Below are 22477 nucleotides of genomic sequence, written 5' to 3'. Positions count from 1 at the left end.
ATTGACTGGAATTTTGTGAAGCGCTACAATAAGAGTCTAGTAGTAATGGCATAATTTATTTCGAAAGCGTTTTTACAGTATAACATTCGAAGTATGAAGTCTTACATGTATTTCGATCTTGAATAGAGATTGCCCTATAAACTTTTAGGTAAATTATAAGGAGGACTATCCTATGTTTAAAAAATTATTCGGTTTTGGTTCAAAAACAAATGAAGAAACAATCGTAGCTCCATTAACTGGAGCAGTGAAAAATATTGAAGAAGTACCAGATCCAGTATTCGCTGGTCGTATGATGGGTGACGGTGTTGCAATCGATCCTACTGAAGGTGTAGTTGTATCTCCAGTTGATGGTGAAATCGTACAATTATTCCACACGAAACATGCTATTGGAATTAAAGCGAAAAACGGTACAGAAATTTTAATCCACGTTGGATTAGAAACTGTAAAAATGGAAGGTGAAGGTTTCGAAGCTCACGTTTCTGAAGGACAAGCTGTAAAAGCTGGAGATAAATTAATCTCATTCGACTTAGAATTAATTCGTGAAAAAGCGAAAAGCACAATTACTCCAATCGTTATTACAAACACAGATGCAGCTGAGTCTATTAAGACAACTGTAGGTGTAACAGCTACAAAAGGTTCAACAGAAGTAATGAAAGTTACAATGAAATAATTATTGTATGAAAGGAATCTGTTTCGTATGAAATGGATTCCTTATTTTGTTTTGTAGTGTGTTCATTATGTATGATAAAATACTTTGGGCACTTGGAAATAGGGTTTCACATATATGTGGATAAGGCGCATTTTTCTTAGAAAAAATATAAGAGAAATGCGCCTTTCGTATATTCACATTTCTTTTGTTCTATTCTAATGTACGCTATGATAAAGTGAAACTTTAATCAGTGGAGGGTGTTCATCCCTCGCTGATTATTAGCCTTCACCAATCGGGATAAATGTAGGAAACAGAAAAAAAAGGGGTGGGTTTAGATGAAACGGGTGTTATTTGTTTGCACTGGAAATACATGCCGTAGTCCGATGGCTGAGGCTTTGCTTCATCATTATGGAGAAGGTAAATTTGAAGTGCAATCTGCTGGTGTTTTCGCCTATCCTGGAAGCGATGTGTCGATACATGCAAAGGAAGCTTTAGCTGAAAAAGGAATTGTAATCGATCATGCCGCGCAGCAGGTAAACGATACTTTGGTTGATTGGGCGGATATTGTAGTAACAATGACGGAAAACCATAAGCAAATTGTACTTGGGTATTATCCGAGCGTGGAAAAGAAATTGGATACATTATATGGATTAACTAAGGGTATAAGTAAGGATATTTCAGATCCATTTGGCGGATCGCTTTCTATTTATAAAGAAACGTTAGAAGAGATGGAAAAACTTGTACAAACTTTACTGAAAAAACATTCAGAAGGTTGATGTTTCGTGTATAATACGATATTGGAGATCACTTTGTTCCATTAAGGTAGCGAGTGTGAAATGAAGATAATTGATTGAAACTTCGGAGGGGTAAAAATGAAAGTAGTAGTAGCATCTGATCACGGCGGTATGAATATCCGTAAAGAACTTGTAAGTTTATTAGAAGAATTAAATATTGAATATATTGATTTAGGTTGTGAATGTGAAGCTGGTTCTGTTGATTACCCTGATTTTGCGTTTCCAGCAGCAGAAATGGTCGCGAATGGTGAAGTGGATCGTGGTATTTTAGTTTGCGGGACAGGCATTGGTATGTCAATCGCAGCAAACAAAGTAAATGGTATTCGTTGTGCATTAGTTCATGATACTTTCAGTGCGAAAGCGACGAGAGAGCATAATGACACTAACATGTTAGCGATGGGCGAGCGTGTAATTGGAGCTGGTCTAGCGCGTGATATCGCGAAAATTTGGCTAACAACTGACTATGAAGGTGGCCGTCACGAAAACCGAGTAGGAAAAATTAAAACGTACGAAACAAAGTAATAGATTCTAACTATAAGTAGTATGAAATATAATTTGGTGAACCAACCTGTGAAAGGAAGAGGCGTAATGACAGAAATCGTAAAGGTAAGAGAACAGCTACAAATGTCGCTTTCTGATTTCCAAGAACAAGCCACGCTGCAAAGTGGTCAAATTTTTGTAGTGGGGTGTAGCACGAGCGAAGTGCTAGGTGAAAGAATTGGAACATCAGGAACGATGGAAGTGGCAGAGGCGATTTTTTCTGAGTTAAAACAATTTCAAGAGAGAACAGGTATTGAATTGGCGTTTCAATGTTGTGAGCATTTAAATCGTGCTTTAGTAGTTGAGAGAGATGTAGCGATGAAATATCAATTTGAAATTGTAACAGTTACGCCTGTTAGATCAGCAGGTGGTGCATTAGCGACGTATGCGTATCACAATTTTAAAGATCCGGTAGTAATTGAGTTTATTAAAGCAGATGCAGGAATGGATATCGGCGATACATTTATCGGTATGCATTTAAAGCATGTAGCTGTACCGGTTCGTACAAGTGTGAAGGAAATAGGAAGTGCGCATGTAACGATGGCGAAAACACGTGGGAAACTAATAGGTGGAGCACGTGCCGTTTATGCGGCAAATGAAGAAGCTATTCCTTGCCGTTAAACATGAAAAATTATAAAGTCTTATAACAGCTGTATATCGAAAGGTAAAAGGTATGTGGTCTGACTTTATAATAGAAGAAAGAAAAGACCAATTTTGGTCTTTTTTTTTCTTTTATGATATAGAAAGTCATGTTAGAATGTAGTTGAAAACATGAAGGTTCGAAAGAATTACAACCTGAATTTTCGTTTTTTCTGAATAAATGAGAAAAAACTATTGGGAATTGATGTAATTCGTTCAGAAAAGGGGGATTTTGGTGAATCATTTAAAACGTCAAGATGAAAAGGTATTTGCTGCAATTGAGGCAGAACTAGGAAGGCAGCGTTCAAAGATCGAGTTAATTGCTTCGGAAAACTTCGTAAGTGAAGCAGTAATGGAGGCGCAAGGTTCTGTTCTAACGAATAAGTATGCTGAAGGATATCCTGGAAAACGTTACTATGGTGGTTGTGAACACGTAGACGTAGTAGAAGATATCGCACGTGATCGCGCGAAAGAAATTTTTGGCGCAGAGCATGTAAATGTTCAACCACATTCTGGTGCACAAGCGAACATGGCAGTATACTTCACGATTTTAGAGCAAGGCGATACAGTACTTGGCATGAATTTATCTCATGGTGGTCACTTAACACACGGAAGCCCTGTTAACTTCAGTGGAGTACAATATAATTTCGTAGAATATGGCGTGGATGCTGAATCTCACCGTATTAATTACGATGATGTATTAGCAAAAGCGAAAGAACATAAACCAAAATTAATCGTTGCAGGTGCAAGTGCATATCCTCGTGTTATCGATTTCAAACGATTCCGTGAGATTGCAGATGAAGTGGGTGCATACTTTATGGTTGATATGGCACATATCGCTGGTTTAGTAGCTGCTGGTTTACATCCAAACCCAGTACCACATGCACATTTCGTTACAACGACAACACATAAAACATTACGTGGTCCACGTGGCGGTATGATTTTATGTGAAGAGCAATTTGCAAAACAAATTGATAAATCAATCTTCCCTGGTATTCAAGGTGGCCCACTTATGCACGTAATTGCTGCAAAAGCTGTTGCATTTGGTGAGACACTACAAGATGAGTTTAAAACATATGCACAACATATCATTAATAATGCGAACCGCTTAGCTGAAGGTCTTCAAAAAGAAGGACTTACACTTGTTTCTGGTGGAACAGACAATCATTTAATCTTGATTGATGTTCGTAACTTAGAAATTACAGGTAAAGTAGCAGAGCACGTATTAGATGAAGTTGGTATTACAGTGAACAAAAATACAATTCCATTTGAAACAGCAAGCCCATTTGTAACAAGCGGCGTACGTATCGGTACAGCAGCTGTAACATCTCGTGGTTTCGGTTTAGAAGAAATGGATGAAATTGCGGCACTTATTGCTTATACATTAAAAAATCATGAGAATGAAGTTGCATTAGAAGAAGCAAGTAAGCGTGTAGAAGCGTTAACGAGCAAATTCCCAATGTATACAGATCTATAATAGATTGAAAAAGACTGCTGAAACGTAATTGTTTTGGCAGTCTTTTTTGTGGACATATATTATTTTTAAAGTATGTATACAAATGATGAATAAATTTTGGCGATATAATGAAGGATACAGCTCCCATAATTGGTAAAGATACTAGATAGATTCATCGCAAAATCATGATTTTTCCAAATTTGCCCTTGAATATTAGTAGCGTTTTCTTTACAATCGTAAATAGTGTAAAGAAGCGTGTAAACGCATGAATATCATCTAAAGGAGAGATTCACATGGGAAAACTGTATGTATTTGATCACCCGTTAATTCAACATAAGATTACATATATTCGCGATAAGAATACAGGTACGAAAGATTTTCGTGAATTAGTGGACGAAGTAGCAAGCTTAATGGCTTTCGAGATTACTCGTGACCTTCCACTTGAAGACATTGAAATTGAAACGCCTGTAAGCAAAGCGACAACAAAAGTGATCGCTGGTAAAAAACTTGGTTTAATTCCGATTTTACGTGCAGGTTTAGGAATGGTTGATGGAATTCTGAAATTAATTCCAGCAGCAAAAGTAGGACACGTTGGTTTATACCGTGACCCTGAAACATTGCAACCGGTAGAATACTATGTGAAACTTCCAACGGATGTAGAAGAGCGTGACTTTATCGTACTAGATCCGATGCTAGCAACAGGTGGTTCTGCGGCTGAAGCAATTAATTCTCTGAAAAAGCGCGGTGCAAAGCAAATTAAATTAATGTGTATCGTAGCTGCTCCAGAAGGAGTAAAAGTAGTGCAGGAAGAGCATCCTGATGTTGATATTTATGTAGCGGCATTAGATGAGAAGTTAAATGACCATGGTTATGTAGTTCCAGGTCTTGGTGATGCTGGTGACCGTTTATTCGGAACGAAGTAAGACAACAGACGAGAGGGGGATTCCCCGCTCGTTTTTTTTTCGCCCTCAGCGCACGGGGGAGGGGGAGATAAATATACAGGGTATATACAACATAAGTTATATACACATCACATATAATATAGAAGTCTTACGTCTCGGGGACACTATATTATGGAAGAAAAGCGCTATATCTTAAAAATATAATAGTGACAAACTTGTGAACATTTTCTTCTATTATAAAGAGAAAACTGTTAGAAATTGCATATCTCTAACCAGTATTTAGAAGGGGAACGTTTTCATTTTTGGGAGGAAATGCCTAATACTCAAATTTTTTGATTTTTTACGATTTCTCGTTGACACTGTTAATACCCTATTGTATGCTAACAACGGGGATAGATGGTAGGGCTTTCAGTGACAAAAATGCATCTATTCCGTGACGAAAATGTAAACTTTTTATTTTGTATAGAATTTATGCAGAAAAATGAGTTATTATTAACACATCGTGAATGAGGGTTACATATTGGAGGGATGAATCCTTGCAAAAAAACGATCGCAGCCATATAAAAGCGTATGCTTTAATGTCAGGAATACTTGCTCAGTTAGTTGGTTCTATTCTTATCGGAATCTTTGGTGGGCAATGGATTGATAATAAGGTTGGAACGTTTCCGTTGTTTCTTATTATAGGGTTATTACTCGGGTTAGGAACAGGGGTATACGCAATGATTCGACTCATTCAACATTACTATTCGGGAGAGCAATGATGATAGACGTACATGGACTTGTCCAACGACAAAAGAAATATATGTACTACTTGCTTGCGCTTCTAGTGCTAGGATGGGGAATTACCTCTTACAAGGATGTATTTCTTGGGCTGATTATCGGAACGATTTTCAGTTTTCTTAGTTTGCGCATCATTGCACGTAGAACAGACAAGCTATTAGATCGCGTAACAAATGGAGAAAACGTGAAGTTTAAGGCGACAGCGGTAAGTACATATTCAAGATTCGCCACGATTGGGTTATTAATTTTATTTGCAGCCAAATATCAAGAGTTAATTGCGATGTGGGGCTTAGGTGTAGGATTGCTGACAGGATACCTTGTCATGATCATAGATTTTCTTTATTTAGAGTATACGAGCAGGGAAGAGAGGTGAATTACTAGTGGAACACGGTAAATTAGTTGAATTTCTAGGTTTAACGTTCGATTTGTCATCAGTTATGATGGTTACTGTAGCAGCAGTTATTGTTTTCTTAATCGCTGTTATCGGAACTCGCAGCTTAGCGCTTCGCCCAACCGGGATGCAAAATTTCATGGAATGGGTGTTTGACTTCGTGAAAGGGATTATCAATAGTACGATGGATTGGAAAACAGGTGGACGTTTCTTAACGCTTGGCGTTACGCTTATCATGTTTATCATCGTATCGAACTTCCTTGGTTTACCATTCATGTATTCAACAGTTGAGGCTGGCGAACATATTGCATGGTGGAGATCACCAACGTCTGATCCAGCAGTTGCATTAACATTAGCCGTGATGGTAGTTACCCTCACCCATTATTATGGAATTAAGATGAAGGGTACGAAAGAATATGTTAAAGGTTATTTCCAACCTATGAAATTCTTATTCCCATTAAAGGTTATTGAGGAGTTTGCTAACACATTAACGTTAGGTCTTCGTTTATTTGGTAACATTTACGCAGGTGAAATCTTATTAGGATTACTTGCTAAGTTAGGCGGGGCATCATTCTTAGGAGCATTAGGTGCACTTGTACCGATGTTAGCATGGATGGGATTCAGCGTATTCGTTGGTTCAATCCAGTCATTTATTTTCGTAATGTTAACGATGGTTTATATGGCTCATAAAGTAAGCCATGACCATTAATATAATTTAAGTAAGAAAAAATTTATTTTTTTATAATACAAAGGAGGACAAATTAAATGAGTTTAGGTGTAATCGCAGCTGCAATTGCAATTGGTTTATCAGCATTAGGTGCAGGTATTGGTAACGGTCTTATCGTATCACGTACAATCGAAGGTGTTGCTCGTCAACCAGAATTAAAAGGCGCACTTCAAACAATTATGTTCATCGGGGTTGCATTAGTTGAGGCACTTCCAATTATCGGTGTAGTTATTGCTTTCATCGTAATGAACAAATAAGGGAGACTCCCCTTACATAGATGGCGAAGAGTGTTTTTCCGAACTTTCTTCGCCATTGCTTTATGAACGAAACGTATGTCTTTTTTTTTCATATGATCAATTTAGATATTTTGAAGGGAGTGAATCCTTGTGCCAACTTTATTATTAGGGGCTTCCATTCCATTTGGAACGATTGCTTATACATTGTTCATTTTCTTACTTCTATTAGTAATGCTACGCAAATTCGCGTGGGGTCCTTTAATGGGAATTATGAAAGAACGTGAAGAGCATGTTACTAATGAAATCGACGCTGCAGAAAGAAGTAATGCTGAAGCGAAGAAATTAGTAGAAGAACAACGTGAAATGTTAAAACAATCGCGTGTTGAAGCACAAGAGTTAATTGAAAGAGCGAAGAAACAAGCTGTAGATCAAAAGGATGTTATTGTTGCTGCTGCGAAAGAAGAAGCAGAATCAATTAAAACATCTGCTGTACAAGAAATTCAACGCGAAAAAGAGCAAGCGATTGCTGCTTTACAAGAACAAGTTGCTTCTTTATCTGTTCATATTGCTTCTAAAGTAATTGAAAAAGAATTAAAAGAAGAAGATCAAGTGAAGTTAATTCGCGATTATATTAAAGAAGTAGGAGAAGCGCGATGAGCAATGGGATTGTAGCAAAACGTTATGCTGTCGCTCTTTTCAAAATTGCAAAAGAAAAACACGTATTAGAAATGTTTGAAGAGGAATTACGCCTTGTACAAAACGTTTTTACAAAGAACGGAGAACTACATAGCTTTTTAACGCAACCGAACATTTCAAAAGAGCAGAAGAAAACGTTTCTTGCAAACGTATTCGCATCTGTTTCTGAATCTATTTTAAATACGTTATATATTTTAATTGATAACAAGCGTATTGATATCCTACCTGAAATTGCAAATGAATATGTTGTTCTTGCTAATGAAGAACGTAACGTAGCGGATGCAACTGTATATTCTATTCGTCTTCTATCGGAAGAAGAAAAACTTAACATTGCAGAAGCATTTGCAAAAAAAACAGGAAAAGATGCAATTCGCGTGAAAAATGTTGTGGATGAAGATTTACTAGGCGGCATTAAAGTACGTATTGGAAATCGCATTTACGACGGAAGCTTACAAGGAAAATTAGCACGTATTCAGCGTGAATTAATGAAGAATAGATAGGGGTGAAGCACATGAGCATCAGAGCTGAAGAAATTAGCGCACTGATAAAGCAACAAATCGAGAACTATCAGTCTGAAATCGAAGTTAGTGATGTTGGTACAGTTATCCAAGTTGGTGACGGTATTGCGCGTGCTCATGGTCTTGATAACGTTATGGCTGGTGAACTTGTAGAGTTCTCTAATGGCGTTATGGGACTAGCACAAAACTTAGAGGAAAACAACGTAGGTATCATTATTTTAGGACCTTACACAGAAATCCGTGAAGGTGACGAAGTTCGTCGTACTGGTCGCATCATGCAAGTACCAGTAGGAAAAGAACTAATCGGTCGTGTTGTAAACCCATTAGGTCAACCAGTTGATGGTTTAGGCCCAATCAATACAACAAACACTCGTCCAATCGAAAGTCCAGCACCAGGTGTAATGGATCGTAAATCTGTTCATGAGCCACTTCAAACAGGTATTAAAGCGATCGATGCTCTTGTACCAATTGGCCGTGGTCAACGTGAGTTAATCATCGGTGACCGCCAAACAGGTAAAACAGCAGTTGCACTTGATACGATCATTAACCAAAAAGATGAAGATATGATTTGTATCTATGTAGCTATCGGACAAAAAGAATCAACAGTACGTAACGTAGTAGAAACACTACGTAAGCACGGTGCATTAGATTACACAATCGTTGTAACTGCATCAGCTTCTCAACCAGCTCCATTATTATACCTAGCTCCTTACGCTGGTGTAACAATGGGTGAAGAGTTCATGTACAATGGTAAACACGTATTAGTAGTATATGATGACTTATCAAAACAAGCAGCGGCTTACCGTGAGCTTTCATTACTATTACGTCGTCCTCCAGGTCGTGAAGCATATCCAGGGGATGTATTCTACTTACATTCTCGCTTATTAGAGCGTGCAGCAAAATTAAGTGATGCAAGAGGCGGCGGTTCTTTAACTGCACTACCTTTCATCGAAACACAAGCAGGGGACGTATCAGCTTACATCCCAACAAACGTAATTTCTATTACGGATGGACAAATCTTCTTACAATCTGACCTATTCTTCTCTGGCGTACGTCCAGCAATCGATGCGGGTACTTCTGTATCTCGTGTAGGTGGATCAGCTCAGATTAAAGCGATGAGTAAAGTATCAGGTACACTTCGTCTTGACCTTGCATCTTATCGTGAGTTAGAAGCGTTCGCTCAGTTCGGTTCTGACCTTGATAAAGCAACACAAGCGAAATTAAACCGTGGTGCTCGTACAGTTGAGGTATTAAAACAAGGATTACACAAACCGTTACGTGTAGAGAAACAAGTTATCATTCTTTACGCTTTAACACGTGGATTCCTAGATGATATCCCAGTAGTAGATATCACTCGTTTCGAAGAAGAATTCCATGCTTGGTTAGATTCAAATGCAACTGACTTATTAAGCGAAATTCGCACAACTAAGAAACTTGCGGATGACGACAAATTTGCAGCAGCAATTAACGGATTTAAAAAAGTATTCGTAGCTTCTGAATAATAAATAAAAGCGGAAGCGGCTCGTTCTGAATGTGAGGGGGATGGAGCTTCTGACGAAGAGGCGGTCTTTGCCTCGTAGGAAGAAGTGAAGTCACCGAGCATTCAAGCCGCTGGAGCTAGATAATATAAAGGCATCTCAAACTTTGAGATTGCTGACGGTTATGTAAAGGAAAAGAGTAGGTGCACCTATTCTTTTCCTTCAATCATGAGCAAGAATATCTTGCAACGTAGATTAGGAAGAGGATTCTTACTAATCGTGCCAACTTCCGGAAAAAAGGTGGTGAAAACCTGTGGCATCTTTACGCGATATAAAAGCGAAGATTAACTCGACAAAGAAAACGAGTCAAATTACGAAAGCGATGGAGATGGTATCTGCATCTAAGTTAAACCGTGCAGAACAAAATGCTAAATCTTTCGTTCCGTATATGGAAAAGATTCAAGAAGTAGTAGCGAGCATTGCGCAAGGAAGTAAAGGGATTAATCATCCAATGCTAAATGCGCGTCCTGTAAAGCGTACAGGGTACATCGTTATTACATCTGATCGCGGACTAGCAGGTGGTTATAACAGTAACGTATTACGTACAGTAAGTAACGTAATTCGTGAACGTCATAATATGGATTCAAACCAATATTCAATTATTGTGCTTGGACGACTAGGACGTGATTATTTAAAACGTCGCGGCTTTAACATTATTGATGAAGTAGTTGGATTATCTGACCACCCATCATTTACTGATATTAAAGATATTGCTTCTCGAGCAATTGCGATGTTCGCAGATGGTGCTTATGATGAGCTGTATATTTACTACAATCATTATGTAAGTAAAATTTCACAAGAAGTAACGGAAAATAAAATTTTACCGCTTACGGATGTGGCGTCTGATAAACCGACGACAGCTTATGAATTCGAACCTTCTGAAGAAGAAATTTTAAAAGTATTATTGCCACAATACGCAGAAAGCTTAGTGTACGGTGCATTACTAGACGGTAAAGCAAGTGAGCACGCGGCGCGTATGACAGCAATGAAGAGTGCTACAGACAACGCAATGGAAGTTATCGATTCACTTACACTTTCATTCAACCGTGCGCGTCAAGCAGCGATTACGCAAGAAATTACGGAAATCGTTGGTGGAGTAGCAGCGTTAGAATAGTATTAAAAAGCGTAGGTGGCTTGCTCAGAAGGAGAGGGCATTGGAACTCCTGACAAAGAGGCGTTCTTTGCCTCGTAGGAAGGGGTGAAATGACCGACCCTTCTAGCCACCGGAGCTAGATTCAATAAAAAGCGGAAGCGGCTCGTCCAGAACAGGAGGGCATTGGAGCTCCTGACGAAGAGGCGCTTTTGGCCTCGTAGGAAGGCGCGAAATGACCGACTGTTCTAGCCGCTGGAACTAGATTCAATAAAAAGCGGAAGCGGTTCGTCCAGAACAGGAGAGTCGCGTAAGCTATAAACTAATAAAAATTAAAAGCCGACTTCTCTTAGAAAGCTGGCTAATTAAAAGAAAGCTAGGAGGGAACCCGATGAATAAAGGGCGCGTTACGCAAATCATGGGTCCGGTTGTAGACGTTAAGTTTGATGGCGGAAAGCTACCAGAAATCTACAACGCCCTTACGGTAAAACAAAGCAACGAAAACGGAGCAAGCATTAACTTAACATTTGAAGTTGCACTTCATTTAGGTGATGACACAGTTCGTACAGTTGCAATGTCTTCCACAGATGGACTTGTTCGTGGCACAGAAGTAGAAGATACTGGTAAAGCAATCTCTGTACCAGTTGGTGATGTAACACTTGGTCGTGTATTTAACGTATTAGGTGATGCAATTGACTTAGATGGTGATGTTCCTGCGGATGTACGTCGTGATCCAATTCACCGTCAAGCGCCTGCGTTCGAAGAGTTATCTACTAAAGTAGAAATTCTTGAAACTGGTATTAAAGTAGTAGACTTACTTGCTCCTTACATTAAGGGTGGTAAGATCGGTCTATTCGGTGGTGCCGGTGTAGGTAAAACAGTATTAATTCAGGAATTAATTAACAACATCGCACAAGAGCACGGTGGTATCTCTGTATTCGCTGGTGTAGGTGAGCGTACTCGTGAAGGTAACGACTTATACCACGAAATGAGCGATTCTGGCGTAATTAAGAAAACTGCGATGGTATTCGGACAAATGAACGAGCCACCTGGAGCACGTCAACGTGTTGCATTAACAGGTTTAACAATGGCTGAACATTTCCGTGATGAGCAAGGACAAGACGTACTATTGTTCATCGATAACATCTTCCGTTTCACGCAAGCGGGTTCTGAAGTATCTGCCCTTCTTGGTCGTATGCCATCTGCGGTAGGTTACCAGCCAACACTTGCAACAGAAATGGGTCAATTACAAGAGCGTATTACATCTACAAATAAAGGATCTATCACGTCTATCCAAGCGGTATACGTACCAGCCGATGACTATACGGATCCAGCACCAGCTACAACGTTCGCTCACTTAGATGCAACAACAAACTTAGAGCGTCGTTTAACACAAATGGGTATTTACCCAGCCGTAGATCCATTAGCATCTACATCTCGTGCGCTTTCTCCAGAAATCGTAGGAGAAGAGCATTATGGAGTAGCTCGTCAAGTACAGCAAACTTTACAGCGTTATAAAGAGCTTCAAGATATCATCGCTATCTTAGGTATGGATGAGTTATCTGAAGAAGATAAGTTAGTTGTACATCGTGCTCGTCGTATTCAATTCTTCTTATCACAAAATTTCCACGTAGCTGAACAGTTTACAGGTCAAAAAGGTTCTTACGTACCTGTAAAAAATACAGTTAGTGGTTTCAAAGAAATTCTAGAAGGAAAATATGATGACCTTCCAGAAGATGCGTTCCGTCTTGTTGGTAGCATTGAAGAAGTTATTGAAAACGCGAAGAAAATGATGGCGTAAGGCCTTAGGAGGGACGAATTATGAAGACATTTCCAGTCAGTATTGTAACTCCTGATGGACCGGTTTACGAAAAAGAAGTAGAAATGGTAAGCGTAAAAGCAGAGAGTGGGGAAATGGGGATCTTACCAGGTCACATTCCAACTGTTGCACCTTTAAAAATTAGTGCGGTTCGTCTGAAAAATGGTGGGCACACTGATTATGTAGCAGTAAGCGGTGGCTTTATCGAAGTTCGTCCAGATAAAGTAACTGTGTTATCATCATCTGCTGAAGAAGCAAACCATATCGATATCCATCGTGCAAATGAATCGAAACGTCGCGCTGAGCAACGTATGCAAGATAAACAAGCTCATGTTGACTTTAGACGTGCAGAAATGGCCTTGCAGCGTGCTGTGAACCGTTTAAACGTTTCTGATATGAAGTAAAAAAATCCGTAAGGGCTCTTGCCTTTGCGGATTTTTTGTTATGGATATAAATAAAAAGGGGAAAAAATGCCTCTCTTTAGGTAGGAGAGAGCATTTAGCCGTCAGAGCCTTTTTTTGCCCCATGCCAAGTGAAAATCAAGAAATAAAAAGAACTGCAGGTTCGTTTTTTGTTATGTATAGATGTGTTTTATTTAAATGTCGAAACTGAAACTCAATTCAATAGATAGAATAAACTGACAAAATTGGTATAATTATATTGTTGTTTGTATAAGTAGAGAATATATAACAATTTATATTTCATAAAGGAGATGAACAAATGATCGGTGAAATGAAACGAGAAGCATTGTACTCTTTAAAGGGAAAATGGGGACTAGGTGTTGGATCAACGATTTTACATATTATTTTAAGTTATGTTGTTTCAATGGCTGCAATGCTTATACTTTTAATTCCAGGAATTATTATATTTTTCTTAGTTGTTGGTTTAGCGGGTTCAATTGAAGAGGAAGCGATATCAGTCGGGGCAGGTATTACATTTGGAATTTTTTATTGCATAATGATCATTTTGAGTAATGCATCTTATGGTATTACATCATACGGTTATACGAATGTGTTGCTACAAATTAGTAAACGAGAAGATGCTAGAGTAGATTATTTATTTGAAGGATTTCGTGGCTTTAAAAGAATGATGAAAACAATGTGGGCTATGCTTGCGATTTTGTTATATACAGGTACGTGGATTCCGATGTTGTTACTAGGTGTATTCGCGTTTTTTGGTGAGGAAGGGAATGTATCGTTAACAATTGCTTTCTTTGTACTATTAGCTATTTCGATTGTTGTAATGATTGTGATGTATTTTTCTTATGCGATGACGTATTATGTTATGGTTGAAAATCCAAATTATAGCGTTTCACAAGCAATGAGAGAAAGTAAGAACGTTATGAAGGGACATAAACTAGATTTATTTCTTTTATGGCTTAGCTTCATAGGATGGGCTATTTTAGCGATTCTTACTCTTGGAATAGGATTTCTTTGGCTTAGTCCATATGTAGGTACAACGACAGCACATTTTTATCGCTATATTGCAAAAGGTGAATTGCAGTAGGAACATGCTATACTAATAGAATTATTACGTATTGGAGGCTAATTATGATTAGTGATTTAAAAGGAGAAGCACTAGATTCACTAGAAGGAAAATGGAGCTTAGCTGTTGGGGCAACATTACTTATTTCGATTCTTATTTCAGCTTTTAGTTTTAGTGTTGATTTCATTTTCTCTCAGGTTTGGGATTGGAAAGAAGTAGATAACTCACTTTCAGTAGATGTTATTACAATATTGATGGTAGGTCCATTAACGCTAGGTGGTTATTGTTTAGCACTATATATAATTCGTGAAAAAGAAGCGCGTATTGGGCATATATTCAGATGGTTTACGGAAGGAAGTAAGTTTATAAAGTCATTTTTATTATATATAGTAGTAAACATTTATATTTTCTTATGGTGCTTACTATTTATTATTCCGGGCATTATTAAATCATTTTCTTATGCGATGACGTATTTTATTATAAATGATCATCCTGAGTATTCAATAAATCAAGCTATTACAGAAAGTCGTCGTATGATGGCTGGACATAAGATGGAGTATTTCATTTTATGTTTAAGTTTTATTGGTTGGTTTATATTAAGTTGTATTACATTAGGGATTGGATTTTTATGGTTGATTCCATATTTTTATACAACGACAGCAGCTTTTTACGAAGAGATTGCAGAAGAATATTACGAAAAAAAAATTCCGACACTTTAAAAAACACCCAGTGTGAACTATTGGTTCATACTGGGTGTTTTTTGTAGGAACTTTATAAACTGTTTACTTGTTAGAGGTTTACTGAAATAGTAACCTTGCATGTATTTACAGTTGTTTTTTTGCAGAAACTTAAGCTGTTTTTCTGTTTCAATTCCTTCAGCAACGACAGAGAGATTTAAAGTATTTGCAAGGGAAAGGATAGTGGAAACGATGGCTCTTTCTTCAGGCCGATGATCGGCTAGTTGTGTAAATTCTTTTGGTACTTTTAATGTATCGATAGGGAAAATTGATAAATAAGCAAGAGAAGAGTAGCCGGTACCGAAGTCATCAATGGACGTTTGAATACCATATTCTTTTAATTGCTTTAGTCTCGATAATGTTTCTTTTTCATCAATCATCGCAATTCGTTCTGTTAGTTCAAGTGTTACATCTTTCGGGTCAATTTTAACGTCCTTTAGTATTTGTGAAATATTTTCGATTAATTGATTTTGTTGAAATTCTTTCGCTGATAAATTGACACTCATTTTTAAGTTTGTGTATCCAAAACTTTGCCATATTTTTAGTTGACGACAAGACTCTCGTAGCACCCAATGCCCAAGTGGGATGACCTGCGGAGTCTCTTCCACAATTGGAATGAACTCACATGGTGAAATGTCACCTAATAGTGGATGTTTCCAACGGATTAAAGCTTCGGCACCGATGATTTTATTCGTTGTAATGTCAACTTGTGGTTGATAGACGAGAAAGAATTCTTTATTTACTAAAGCAAGTGGTAAATCTTTTTCAATTCGAGCTTTTCGCTCCATTTTTTTATATAACTCTTTCGTATAAAGTGAGCTACCATTCTTTCCTTTATTTTTGGTTTCGTACATGGCCATATCAGCATGTTGTAAAATAGATAACGGATCTTCGCCTGCTTCTGGGTATATTGCAATCCCGATACTTGGCGAGATTTGTAAATGTTGATTTTCAATTTCGAATGGCTCATTCATAGATATTACAATCATATCGGCTATTTTTTGTACATCTCTATCTTCTTTATAATCTTCTATAAGAATTGTGAACTCATCCCCAGCTAACCGAGCAAGTTTCATATTTGACGTCGATATTCGTTCTAGTCTTTTTGCTACAGCAATTAAAAGAAGATCTCCTACCCGGTGACCGAGAGTATCGTTAATAACTTTAAAACGGTCTAAATCGAGAAACATAACAGCAAAAGGTCTTTTTGATATTTTTGCTCGTGCAATTGCCTTTTCTAACTGTTGATGAAATGAACGGCGATTCGCAAGTTCCGTTAAAGTATCGTGATATGCTAGGAAATTAATTTGCTCTTGTTGCTGCTTGCTTTCTGTAATATCTTTAATCATTAAATAGGCCCCAGAAATATGTTCCTTTAAAAAGATGGGAACAGCTGTAACATGTAAGTAGTAAATATCTCTATTTTTATGATATGCCCGTATTTCTAAAGAAATAGATTTCCCTTTTTTCACGTGATGAAAGGCATTAATGATTTCTTCCAAATCTTGTTCATACATAAGTGAATAGTATGGTTGGTTTAATAATTCATTCGTTTGATAACCGAGTAAAGTAGTTCCAGCGTTGTTCACATTGAGAAAATTACCGTACAAATCTAATGTGAAAATTGGATCTGGATGATGCTCATATAAAGATTTAAACATTTGTTGGTTATGATATAACTCATTTTTTTGTTCTACTAAATCTTCTGTACGTAGTTCGATTTGTTTCTCGAGTTCTAAACTGAATTGCATTTGTGCTAGCAATAATATTTTATTTTGTCTTCGAACTAACGTATGGCGTATGAGAACGAAGGCGAAAGTTACCATAAGTCCAATTACTACGATAGGTGCAAAAACATTTTCGACCAATATAAAAACAATAAGCATCACGACAGAAATATACGGTAATGATAATCGGATTGATTCACCAAATTGAGGCGTTAGTAATATTTGTTCTTGTTTTTCGGGCTCTTTTGTGTGAAGTATACAAGCGATTGCTACCAATAATAAGGTTACTTGATAGAATGGAGCAACTGTGAACATAGAGTGCTCAGGCTGGAAGTATTTTATATAAGCATAAATAGAATCTGTAGTAGCATACAAAATTAAAGCACTGCCAAGAAGAGCACCAACTTGCTTTGGTAGTAAGGATAATGGTCTGAATAAAAGGTTGATTCCTATTAAAAGAAAGAGTAGATCAGCCATTGGATACGTGAGTTGAACAAACATGTCGATATATGATGTTGTAAAAATATGAATGGTTCTTTCAATAAGTAAATAGTAGCTTAAAGTAAATTGAGCAGTAACAATAATACAAATATCACATATCGTAAAAAGCTGTTCCAATAAATCTCGGCCATAAATAATTTCATATAGAAAGGCAAATGCAAAGCTAACTAAAAATAATAAGTAAAAAAAGTCTGATGGATCAACGAATGTATAGTAGTCATGCAGAATTAAGCGTTGATAAGCAACTATTATATCGCCGATGAAATAAGAGAAGGATCCGATAGTTAATGTTATCCAAAACAAACGAGATAACCCTTGTTTTATATTTGAAAAATAAAATATATAACTGCAAATTGTAATATCAATTAATATGGTACTTATTCCAGTTAATATTTGAAATGGGAGTGCGTACTCATATAAAAAGGCCATTGATACGTAATGAATAGCTATATACAACAATGAAATGCTTATAAGAATACTTACATGTGTTTGTTTTTTCATTTATATCACCCACTGTATATACATAAGAACCACCTTTTTGTAGTTTATGTTTTTTATGATTGCTTGAAAACATATAGAATTTCTATATTTATTTTACACATTTATAATGAGTTGTAAAAATAGATTTGCTCAGCAAGTATTAATTGTTGTTTCTGTTCCCAATATATCGACATAGGAATTTGAAGTTTGCTATAATGAATTAAATAGTTGCATTATTTAGAAAAATTTAAAAATAATAAATGATGCAAGTAAGACATATTGTTTACTATGTGAACTTGTTCTTAATTCAGGGGGGAGGGTTTCACAATGGCAAGTGTATATGAAAATAGTTATATGATCGTTTTGATTTTCTTGCTATTAGGTATATTGCTGCCGGTAGTGGCTCTTACATTAGGGAAAATGCTGCGTCCAAACAAACCGAGTGCAGCGAAAGCGACGACGTATGAGAGTGGAATTGAGCCTTTTCATGATGCAAATATTCGGTTTCATGCTCGTTATTACATTTTCGCTTTATTGTTCGTCATCTTTGATGTAGAAACTTTATTTTTATACCCATGGGCTGTTGCATATGACAAGCTTGGTTTATTTGCACTGATTGAAATGCTCATTTTTGTTGTGATGTTGCTAGTTGGATTAGCGTATGCTTGGAAAAAGAAGGTGTTACAATGGTTATAAATTTTGAGGAATTACACCCACAGGAGCGAGCGGAATTAGAAAGGAATATCTTTTTTTCTACATTGGAGCAGTTGAAGGGATGGGCGCGGAGCAACTCTTTATGGCCGATGACATTTGGACTGGCATGCTGTGCGATTGAAATGATGGGAGTAGGCTCATCACATTACGATTTAGATCGATTTGGGTCATTTTTTCGGACTTCACCAAGACAATCGGACGTCATGATTGTGTCAGGAACGGTAACGAAGAAAATGGCACCTATTGTTCGGCGCCTATATGATCAAATGCCTGAACCGAAGTGGGTAATTGCGATGGGATCTTGTGCAACGGCCGGTGGTCCGTATGTGAATTCATATGCTGTTGTGAAAGGTGTAGATCAAATTGTACCAGTTGATGTGTATATTCCTGGATGCCCTCCAAATCCTGCTGCTTTAATTTATGGAATTAATAAATTAAAAGAAAAAATTCGTTACGAGGCGAGGACCGGGAAGCAGGTGACGAATAAATGAGTGATCCAAATAAAGACTTAGAAAGTATGAAAAGAGAAGCAGCCCGTCATGCGAAAGAGGAGGCGCGAAAACGTCTTGCTGCGAAACATGGGGCGGAAATGTCTAAACTTGAAGGAGAACATCGAGAAAAAGAGAAAGCGCTACCAAAAGATAAAGGGGTTAATGTAGAAGAAGCGAAGGCGAAAGCTGCAGCAGCTGCCAAAGCAAAAGCAGCGGTATTAGCGAAGCAAAAGCGAGAAGGATCAGAAGAAGTAACGGACGAGGAAAAAGTTAAAGCAAAGGCGAAAGCCGCAGCAGCCGCAAAAGCAAAAGCAGCAGTATTAGCGAAACAAAAGCGAGAAGGATCAGAAGAAGTAACGGACGAAGAAAAAGCCAAAGCGAAGGCGAAAGCTGCAGCAGCTGCCAAAGCAAAAGCAGCGGTATTAGCGAAGCAAAAGCGAGAAGGATCAGAAGAAGTAACGGACGAGGAAAAAGTTAAAGAAAAGGCGAAAGCCGCAGCAGCTGCAAAAGCAAAAGCAGCGGCATTAGCGAAGCAAAAGCGAGAAGGATCAGAAGAAGTAACGGACGAAGAAAAAGCCAAAGCGAAGGCGAAAGCCGCAGCAGCTGCAAAAGCAAAAGTAGCGGCACTAGCGAAGCAAAAGCGAGAAGGATCAGAAGAAGTAACGGACGAGGAAAAAGTTAAAGCAAAGGCGAAAGCCGCAGCAGCTGCAAAAGCAAAAGCAGCGGTATTAGCGAAGCAAAAGCGAGAAGGATCAGAAGAAGTAACGGACGAGGAAAAAGTTAAAGCGAAGGCAAAGGCTGTAGCAGCTGCAAAAGCAAAAGCAGCAGCGTTAGCGAAGCAGAAAGCCTCACAAGGTGAGGGGGATTCTGGAGATGAGAAAGCAAAGGCAATTGCAGCCGCGAAAGCGAAAGCCGCTGCTGCAGCAAGGGCAAAGGGAGCTGTAAATAAGATAGAGGAAGAACCGCAGCAGGTAGAACCATCAGTTAACCAACCATATGTAAATCGCTATGTGGAGGTTGTTAAGGAGAGGGTAGGAGAATATGCATTAGTAGATTCCTATATTAATAAGCTTTCAAAAGATGTTCCAACGCTTGTGGCGGAGCCTTCGAAATATTATGAAGTGATGGAATTGCTACGATTCCATGAGGGACTTGCTTTTGATTATATGTCAGAGCTACATGCGACGGATTTTGTGACACATATGGAAGTATACGTTCATTTATTTTCATATGGAAAGAAACAGTCAGTAGCAGTGAAGGTAAAGCTCGATAGGGAAGCGCCGCAAGTAAAATCGGTGACGCCGCTTTGGAAAGGGGCAGATTGGCCGGAGCGTGAAACGTATGATTTGCTCGGTATTGTATTTGAAGGTCATCCTAATTTATCTCGCATTTTAATGCCGGATGATTGGGTGGGGTATCCGCTTAGGAAGGATTATGAACCGTATGATGTGGAGGTGTAGCTTGTGATCCGTACGGAAGAGATGCTCTTAAATGTAGGGCCGCAGCATCCGAGTACACATGGTGTGTTTCGGCTTGTGATTAAGATTGACGGGGAAATTATTAAAGAGGCTACACCGGTTATCGGATATTTGCATCGCGGAACAGAAAAGATCGCTGAGAGCTTGCAATATACACAAATTATCCCGTATACAGATCGAATGGACTATTTATCAGCAATGACGAATAATTACGTCCTTTGCCACGCTGTAGAGACGATGATGGATCTTGAGATTCCAGAGCGTGCTGAATATTTACGGGTGCTTGCGATGGAGCTTGGGAGAGTTGCGAGCCATCTCGTCTGGTGGGGAACGAACCTGCTTGATATAGGAGCGGTTAGTCCATTTTTATATGCCTTTCGTGAACGAGAGATGATTATAAATTTATTAAGTGAATTGTGCGGTGCAAGGCTTACTTTCAACTATATGAGAGTCGGCGGCGTGAAGTGGGATGCGCCAGACGGCTGGATTGAAAAGGTGAAAGAGTTTGTTCCGTATATGAGAGAGCAATTGGCAGGTTACCACGACCTCGTTAGCGGAAATGAAATTTTCTTAAATCGTGTGAGGGGCGTTGGCGTATATAGCGCGGAAGAGGCGATCTCGTATTCTTTAAGTGGCGCAAATTTGCGGTGCACGGGAGTCCGCTTTGATCTTCGCAAAGATGAGCCGTATTCTATTTATGATCGTTTTGACTTTGATGTTCCTGTTGGGATCTCGGGAGATGCTTGGGATCGCTACGTTTGCCGGATGGAGGAAATTGAGGAGTCATTGAAAATTATTGAGCAAGCAGCCGAGCAGTTCCCGAAAGACGGCGCTGTGCTGGCGAAAGTGCCGAAAATTATTAAAGCACCTAAGGGAGAAGCGTTCGTCCGTATAGAGTCACCGCGGGGAGAGATTGGTTGTTATATTGCTAGTGATGGAAAGAAAGAGCCGTACCGCTTGAAATTTCGCAGACCGTCTTTTTATAATTTGCAAATCTTACCGAAGTTATTGAAAGGTGAAAACATCGCCAATTTAATTACGATTTTAGGTGGGGTTGATATTGTACTTGGGGAGGTTGACGGCTAATGATTGAGACGCTCTTACAATCACCTTCAAGCTGGACGAATTTCTTCATTTTTTTCGGATTAGCGGTGCTTCTATTATTTGCAGTCCTTGGCTTCGTTACATACGGTATTTTGGCAGAACGGAAAGTGATGGGATTTATGCAAGGGCGGATTGGACCAAACCAAGTTGGGGGCCGGTTCGGTTTACTCCAAACGGTAGCTGATGTTTTGAAACTATTATTAAAAGAAGATAGCATTCCGAAAGCTGCTGATAAACCGTTGTTTATATTAGCACCTGTTATTGCATTCGCACCAGCATTTATGGTGCTTGCGGTTATCCCGTTTACTGATAAATTTCAGTTCGCGGATATTGGTATAGGATTGCTGTATTACATTGCTGTTTCTGGGATTACGACGATCGGCGTCGTAACTGGGGGATGGGCATCAAATAATAAATATTCCCTTTTAGGAGGGATGCGTGCGGCAGCGCAAATGATTTCTTATGAGATTCCACTTGTGATGAGTGTAATTGGCGTCGTTTTGTTAGCTGGTAGTCTTAACTTGAATGAAATTGTAGCGGCGCAGGAAAAGGTATGGTACATTTTCGCACAGCCAATCGGTTTCGTCATTTTCTTAATCGCGGCAGTTGCAGAGTTAAATAGGACACCGTTTGATTTACCCGAAGCGGAGTCAGAACTTGTTTCAGGATACCATACGGAATACTCAGGTTTTCGATGGGCGTTTTTCATGCTTTCAGAGTATGTGTATTTCTTCGGGATGTCATCTTTAATTACAGTACTCTTTTTAGGAGGCTGGAATCCAGTTATGTTCCTTGGGTTTATTCCAGGATCCGTATGGTTTGCTTTGAAATTCAGCAGTGTGGTCTTTCTATTGATTTGGTTCCGCGTTACGTTCCCGCGCATAAGAGGTGACCAGTTAATGGAGTTTGGCTGGAAAGTATTATTACCAATCGCACTTGCAAATATTTTCTTAACGGCATTGATTAAGGAGCTATTCTTCTAATC

At 38.6% G+C, this 22477-nt stretch carries 25 protein-coding genes; 24 read left to right on the top strand and 1 reads right to left on the bottom strand.

Annotated elements, in window-relative coordinates; translation table 11 throughout:
- Positions 1-172: 172 nt before the first annotated feature.
- From MKY90_RS27075 to MKY90_RS26985, 19 genes are all read left to right on the top strand, one after another.
- Positions 173-670 carry a PTS sugar transporter subunit IIA gene (locus tag MKY90_RS27075; protein WP_002016294.1) on the top strand — a complete coding sequence of 166 codons (498 nt, stop codon included), beginning with the start codon at positions 173-175 and terminating at the stop codon, positions 668-670.
- A gap of 314 nt (positions 671-984) precedes the next feature.
- Positions 985-1425 (top strand): low molecular weight protein arginine phosphatase, encoded by a 441-nt coding sequence (locus MKY90_RS27070; RefSeq protein ID WP_063219225.1) that lies wholly within the window; start codon positions 985-987, stop codon positions 1423-1425.
- Between the two features lie 96 nt (positions 1426-1521).
- On the top strand, positions 1522-1965 hold the full coding sequence (gene rpiB / locus MKY90_RS27065; protein WP_000869917.1) for a ribose 5-phosphate isomerase B: 444 nt from the start codon (positions 1522-1524) through the stop codon (positions 1963-1965).
- A 66-nt stretch (positions 1966-2031) separates the two neighbouring features.
- Positions 2032-2604 carry a TIGR01440 family protein gene (locus tag MKY90_RS27060; protein ID WP_002130064.1) on the top strand — a complete coding sequence of 191 codons (573 nt, stop codon included), beginning with the start codon at positions 2032-2034 and terminating at the stop codon, positions 2602-2604.
- A 253-nt stretch (positions 2605-2857) separates the two neighbouring features.
- Positions 2858-4099 (top strand): serine hydroxymethyltransferase, encoded by a 1242-nt coding sequence (gene glyA / locus MKY90_RS27055; RefSeq protein ID WP_002016291.1) that lies wholly within the window; start codon positions 2858-2860, stop codon positions 4097-4099.
- A 272-nt stretch (positions 4100-4371) separates the two neighbouring features.
- Positions 4372-5001: a uracil phosphoribosyltransferase gene (gene upp, locus MKY90_RS27050; RefSeq protein WP_002034907.1), complete on the top strand. Its 630-nt coding sequence runs from the start codon at positions 4372-4374 to the stop codon at positions 4999-5001.
- 375 nt (positions 5002-5376) lie between these two features.
- Positions 5377-5490 carry a DUF4024 domain-containing protein gene (locus MKY90_RS27045; RefSeq protein ID WP_000232963.1) on the top strand — a complete coding sequence of 38 codons (114 nt, stop codon included), beginning with the start codon at positions 5377-5379 and terminating at the stop codon, positions 5488-5490.
- Between the two features lie 26 nt (positions 5491-5516).
- Positions 5517-5741 carry an AtpZ/AtpI family protein gene (locus tag MKY90_RS27040; protein WP_002089742.1) on the top strand — a complete coding sequence of 75 codons (225 nt, stop codon included), beginning with the start codon at positions 5517-5519 and terminating at the stop codon, positions 5739-5741.
- Positions 5741-6133, top strand: a complete 393-nt coding sequence (locus tag MKY90_RS27035) for an ATP synthase subunit I (protein WP_002016288.1) — start codon at positions 5741-5743, stop codon at positions 6131-6133. The genes MKY90_RS27040 and MKY90_RS27035 overlap by 1 nt, the downstream gene beginning before the upstream one ends.
- A gap of 7 nt (positions 6134-6140) precedes the next feature.
- Complete coding sequence (gene atpB / locus MKY90_RS27030) at positions 6141-6860, top strand: F0F1 ATP synthase subunit A (RefSeq protein ID WP_000399874.1); 720 nt, start codon at positions 6141-6143, stop codon at positions 6858-6860.
- 56 nt (positions 6861-6916) lie between these two features.
- Positions 6917-7135 carry a F0F1 ATP synthase subunit C gene (gene atpE, locus MKY90_RS27025; protein ID WP_000052064.1) on the top strand — a complete coding sequence of 73 codons (219 nt, stop codon included), beginning with the start codon at positions 6917-6919 and terminating at the stop codon, positions 7133-7135.
- A 129-nt stretch (positions 7136-7264) separates the two neighbouring features.
- On the top strand, positions 7265-7771 hold the full coding sequence (gene atpF, locus MKY90_RS27020; protein ID WP_002016287.1) for a F0F1 ATP synthase subunit B: 507 nt from the start codon (positions 7265-7267) through the stop codon (positions 7769-7771).
- Positions 7768-8310, top strand: coding sequence for a F0F1 ATP synthase subunit delta (gene atpH, locus MKY90_RS27015; RefSeq protein WP_002130060.1), 543 nt, complete (start codon positions 7768-7770; stop codon positions 8308-8310). Before atpF ends, atpH begins: the two co-directional genes overlap by 4 nt.
- 11 nt (positions 8311-8321) lie before the next feature.
- A complete protein-coding gene (atpA, locus tag MKY90_RS27010) occupies positions 8322-9830 on the top strand; it encodes a F0F1 ATP synthase subunit alpha (RefSeq protein ID WP_002016284.1) in 1509 nt (502 codons plus the stop codon).
- Between the two features lie 289 nt (positions 9831-10119).
- Positions 10120-10980 (top strand): F0F1 ATP synthase subunit gamma, encoded by an 861-nt coding sequence (atpG, locus tag MKY90_RS27005; RefSeq protein WP_002016283.1) that lies wholly within the window; start codon positions 10120-10122, stop codon positions 10978-10980.
- 367 nt (positions 10981-11347) lie between these two features.
- Positions 11348-12757 carry a F0F1 ATP synthase subunit beta gene (gene atpD, locus MKY90_RS27000; RefSeq protein WP_002016281.1) on the top strand — a complete coding sequence of 470 codons (1410 nt, stop codon included), beginning with the start codon at positions 11348-11350 and terminating at the stop codon, positions 12755-12757.
- Positions 12758-12777: 20 nt separating this feature from the next.
- The gene (gene atpC / locus MKY90_RS26995; RefSeq protein ID WP_002016279.1) at positions 12778-13179 is read left to right on the top strand and encodes a F0F1 ATP synthase subunit epsilon; all 402 of its coding nucleotides are present in this window, start codon (positions 12778-12780) and stop codon (positions 13177-13179) included.
- A gap of 316 nt (positions 13180-13495) precedes the next feature.
- On the top strand, positions 13496-14281 hold the full coding sequence (locus tag MKY90_RS26990) for a DUF975 family protein (protein WP_063219224.1): 786 nt from the start codon (positions 13496-13498) through the stop codon (positions 14279-14281).
- Between the two features lie 44 nt (positions 14282-14325).
- Positions 14326-14979 (top strand): DUF975 family protein, encoded by a 654-nt coding sequence (locus MKY90_RS26985; RefSeq protein ID WP_078204710.1) that lies wholly within the window; start codon positions 14326-14328, stop codon positions 14977-14979.
- Between the two features lie 17 nt (positions 14980-14996).
- On the opposite strand, the gene MKY90_RS26980 is transcribed toward MKY90_RS26985, so the two are convergent.
- Positions 14997-17726 carry an EAL domain-containing protein gene (locus MKY90_RS26980; RefSeq protein WP_078184885.1) on the bottom strand — a complete coding sequence of 910 codons (2730 nt, stop codon included), beginning with the start codon at positions 17724-17726 and terminating at the stop codon, positions 14997-14999.
- Positions 17727-18032: 306 nt separating this feature from the next.
- Here MKY90_RS26980 and nuoA point away from each other — a divergent pair, with 306 nt between their 5' ends.
- From nuoA to nuoH, 5 genes are read left to right on the top strand one after another with little or no spacing between them, the layout of a single operon-like run.
- The gene (nuoA, locus tag MKY90_RS26975; protein ID WP_000179270.1) at positions 18033-18401 is read left to right on the top strand and encodes an NADH-quinone oxidoreductase subunit NuoA; all 369 of its coding nucleotides are present in this window, start codon (positions 18033-18035) and stop codon (positions 18399-18401) included.
- Positions 18392-18910: an NADH-quinone oxidoreductase subunit NuoB gene (gene nuoB / locus MKY90_RS26970; protein WP_002089729.1), complete on the top strand. Its 519-nt coding sequence runs from the start codon at positions 18392-18394 to the stop codon at positions 18908-18910. The genes nuoA and nuoB overlap by 10 nt, the downstream gene beginning before the upstream one ends.
- Positions 18907-20370 (top strand): NADH-quinone oxidoreductase subunit C, encoded by a 1464-nt coding sequence (locus MKY90_RS26965; protein WP_341093094.1) that lies wholly within the window; start codon positions 18907-18909, stop codon positions 20368-20370. The genes nuoB and MKY90_RS26965 overlap by 4 nt, the downstream gene beginning before the upstream one ends.
- Positions 20371-20373: 3 nt before the next feature.
- Positions 20374-21474 (top strand): NADH-quinone oxidoreductase subunit NuoD, encoded by a 1101-nt coding sequence (nuoD, locus tag MKY90_RS26960; RefSeq protein WP_063219445.1) that lies wholly within the window; start codon positions 20374-20376, stop codon positions 21472-21474.
- The gene (nuoH, locus tag MKY90_RS26955) at positions 21474-22475 is read left to right on the top strand and encodes an NADH-quinone oxidoreductase subunit NuoH (RefSeq protein WP_341093092.1); all 1002 of its coding nucleotides are present in this window, start codon (positions 21474-21476) and stop codon (positions 22473-22475) included. The genes nuoD and nuoH overlap by 1 nt, the downstream gene beginning before the upstream one ends.
- The last annotated feature ends 2 nt before the right edge of the window (positions 22476-22477 follow it).

This window comes from Bacillus sp. FSL P2-0099 (genome assembly GCF_038007445.1).
GTDB lineage: Bacteria > Bacillota > Bacilli > Bacillales > Bacillaceae_G > Bacillus_A > Bacillus_A mycoides.
This window is presented reverse-complemented; position numbering and strand designations above follow the sequence as displayed.

Bases quoted from the DNA above. Each gene is read 5' to 3' on its own strand.
- upp (WP_002034907.1), top strand. From the start codon at position 4,372: ATGGGAAAACTGTATGTATTTGATCACCCGTTAATTCAACATAAGATT.
- MKY90_RS26985 (WP_078204710.1), top strand. From the start codon at position 14,326: ATGATTAGTGATTTAAAAGGAGAAGCACTAGATTCACTAGAAGGAAAA.
- atpH (WP_002130060.1), top strand. From the start codon at position 7,768: ATGAGCAATGGGATTGTAGCAAAACGTTATGCTGTCGCTCTTTTCAAA.
- MKY90_RS27075 (WP_002016294.1), top strand. From the start codon at position 173: ATGTTTAAAAAATTATTCGGTTTTGGTTCAAAAACAAATGAAGAAACA.
- rpiB (WP_000869917.1), top strand. From the start codon at position 1,522: ATGAAAGTAGTAGTAGCATCTGATCACGGCGGTATGAATATCCGTAAA.
- atpD (WP_002016281.1), top strand. From the start codon at position 11,348: ATGAATAAAGGGCGCGTTACGCAAATCATGGGTCCGGTTGTAGACGTT.
- MKY90_RS27070 (WP_063219225.1), top strand. From the start codon at position 985: ATGAAACGGGTGTTATTTGTTTGCACTGGAAATACATGCCGTAGTCCG.
- MKY90_RS26980 (WP_078184885.1), bottom strand. From the start codon at position 17,726: ATGAAAAAACAAACACATGTAAGTATTCTTATAAGCATTTCATTGTTG.
- nuoH (WP_341093092.1), top strand. From the start codon at position 21,474: ATGATTGAGACGCTCTTACAATCACCTTCAAGCTGGACGAATTTCTTC.
- atpC (WP_002016279.1), top strand. From the start codon at position 12,778: ATGAAGACATTTCCAGTCAGTATTGTAACTCCTGATGGACCGGTTTAC.
- nuoA (WP_000179270.1), top strand. From the start codon at position 18,033: ATGGCAAGTGTATATGAAAATAGTTATATGATCGTTTTGATTTTCTTG.
- nuoB (WP_002089729.1), top strand. From the start codon at position 18,392: ATGGTTATAAATTTTGAGGAATTACACCCACAGGAGCGAGCGGAATTA.
- MKY90_RS26965 (WP_341093094.1), top strand. From the start codon at position 18,907: ATGAGTGATCCAAATAAAGACTTAGAAAGTATGAAAAGAGAAGCAGCC.
- MKY90_RS27045 (WP_000232963.1), top strand. From the start codon at position 5,377: ATGGTAGGGCTTTCAGTGACAAAAATGCATCTATTCCGTGACGAAAAT.
- MKY90_RS27060 (WP_002130064.1), top strand. From the start codon at position 2,032: ATGACAGAAATCGTAAAGGTAAGAGAACAGCTACAAATGTCGCTTTCT.
- atpA (WP_002016284.1), top strand. From the start codon at position 8,322: ATGAGCATCAGAGCTGAAGAAATTAGCGCACTGATAAAGCAACAAATC.
- MKY90_RS26990 (WP_063219224.1), top strand. From the start codon at position 13,496: ATGATCGGTGAAATGAAACGAGAAGCATTGTACTCTTTAAAGGGAAAA.
- MKY90_RS27035 (WP_002016288.1), top strand. From the start codon at position 5,741: ATGATAGACGTACATGGACTTGTCCAACGACAAAAGAAATATATGTAC.
- atpE (WP_000052064.1), top strand. From the start codon at position 6,917: ATGAGTTTAGGTGTAATCGCAGCTGCAATTGCAATTGGTTTATCAGCA.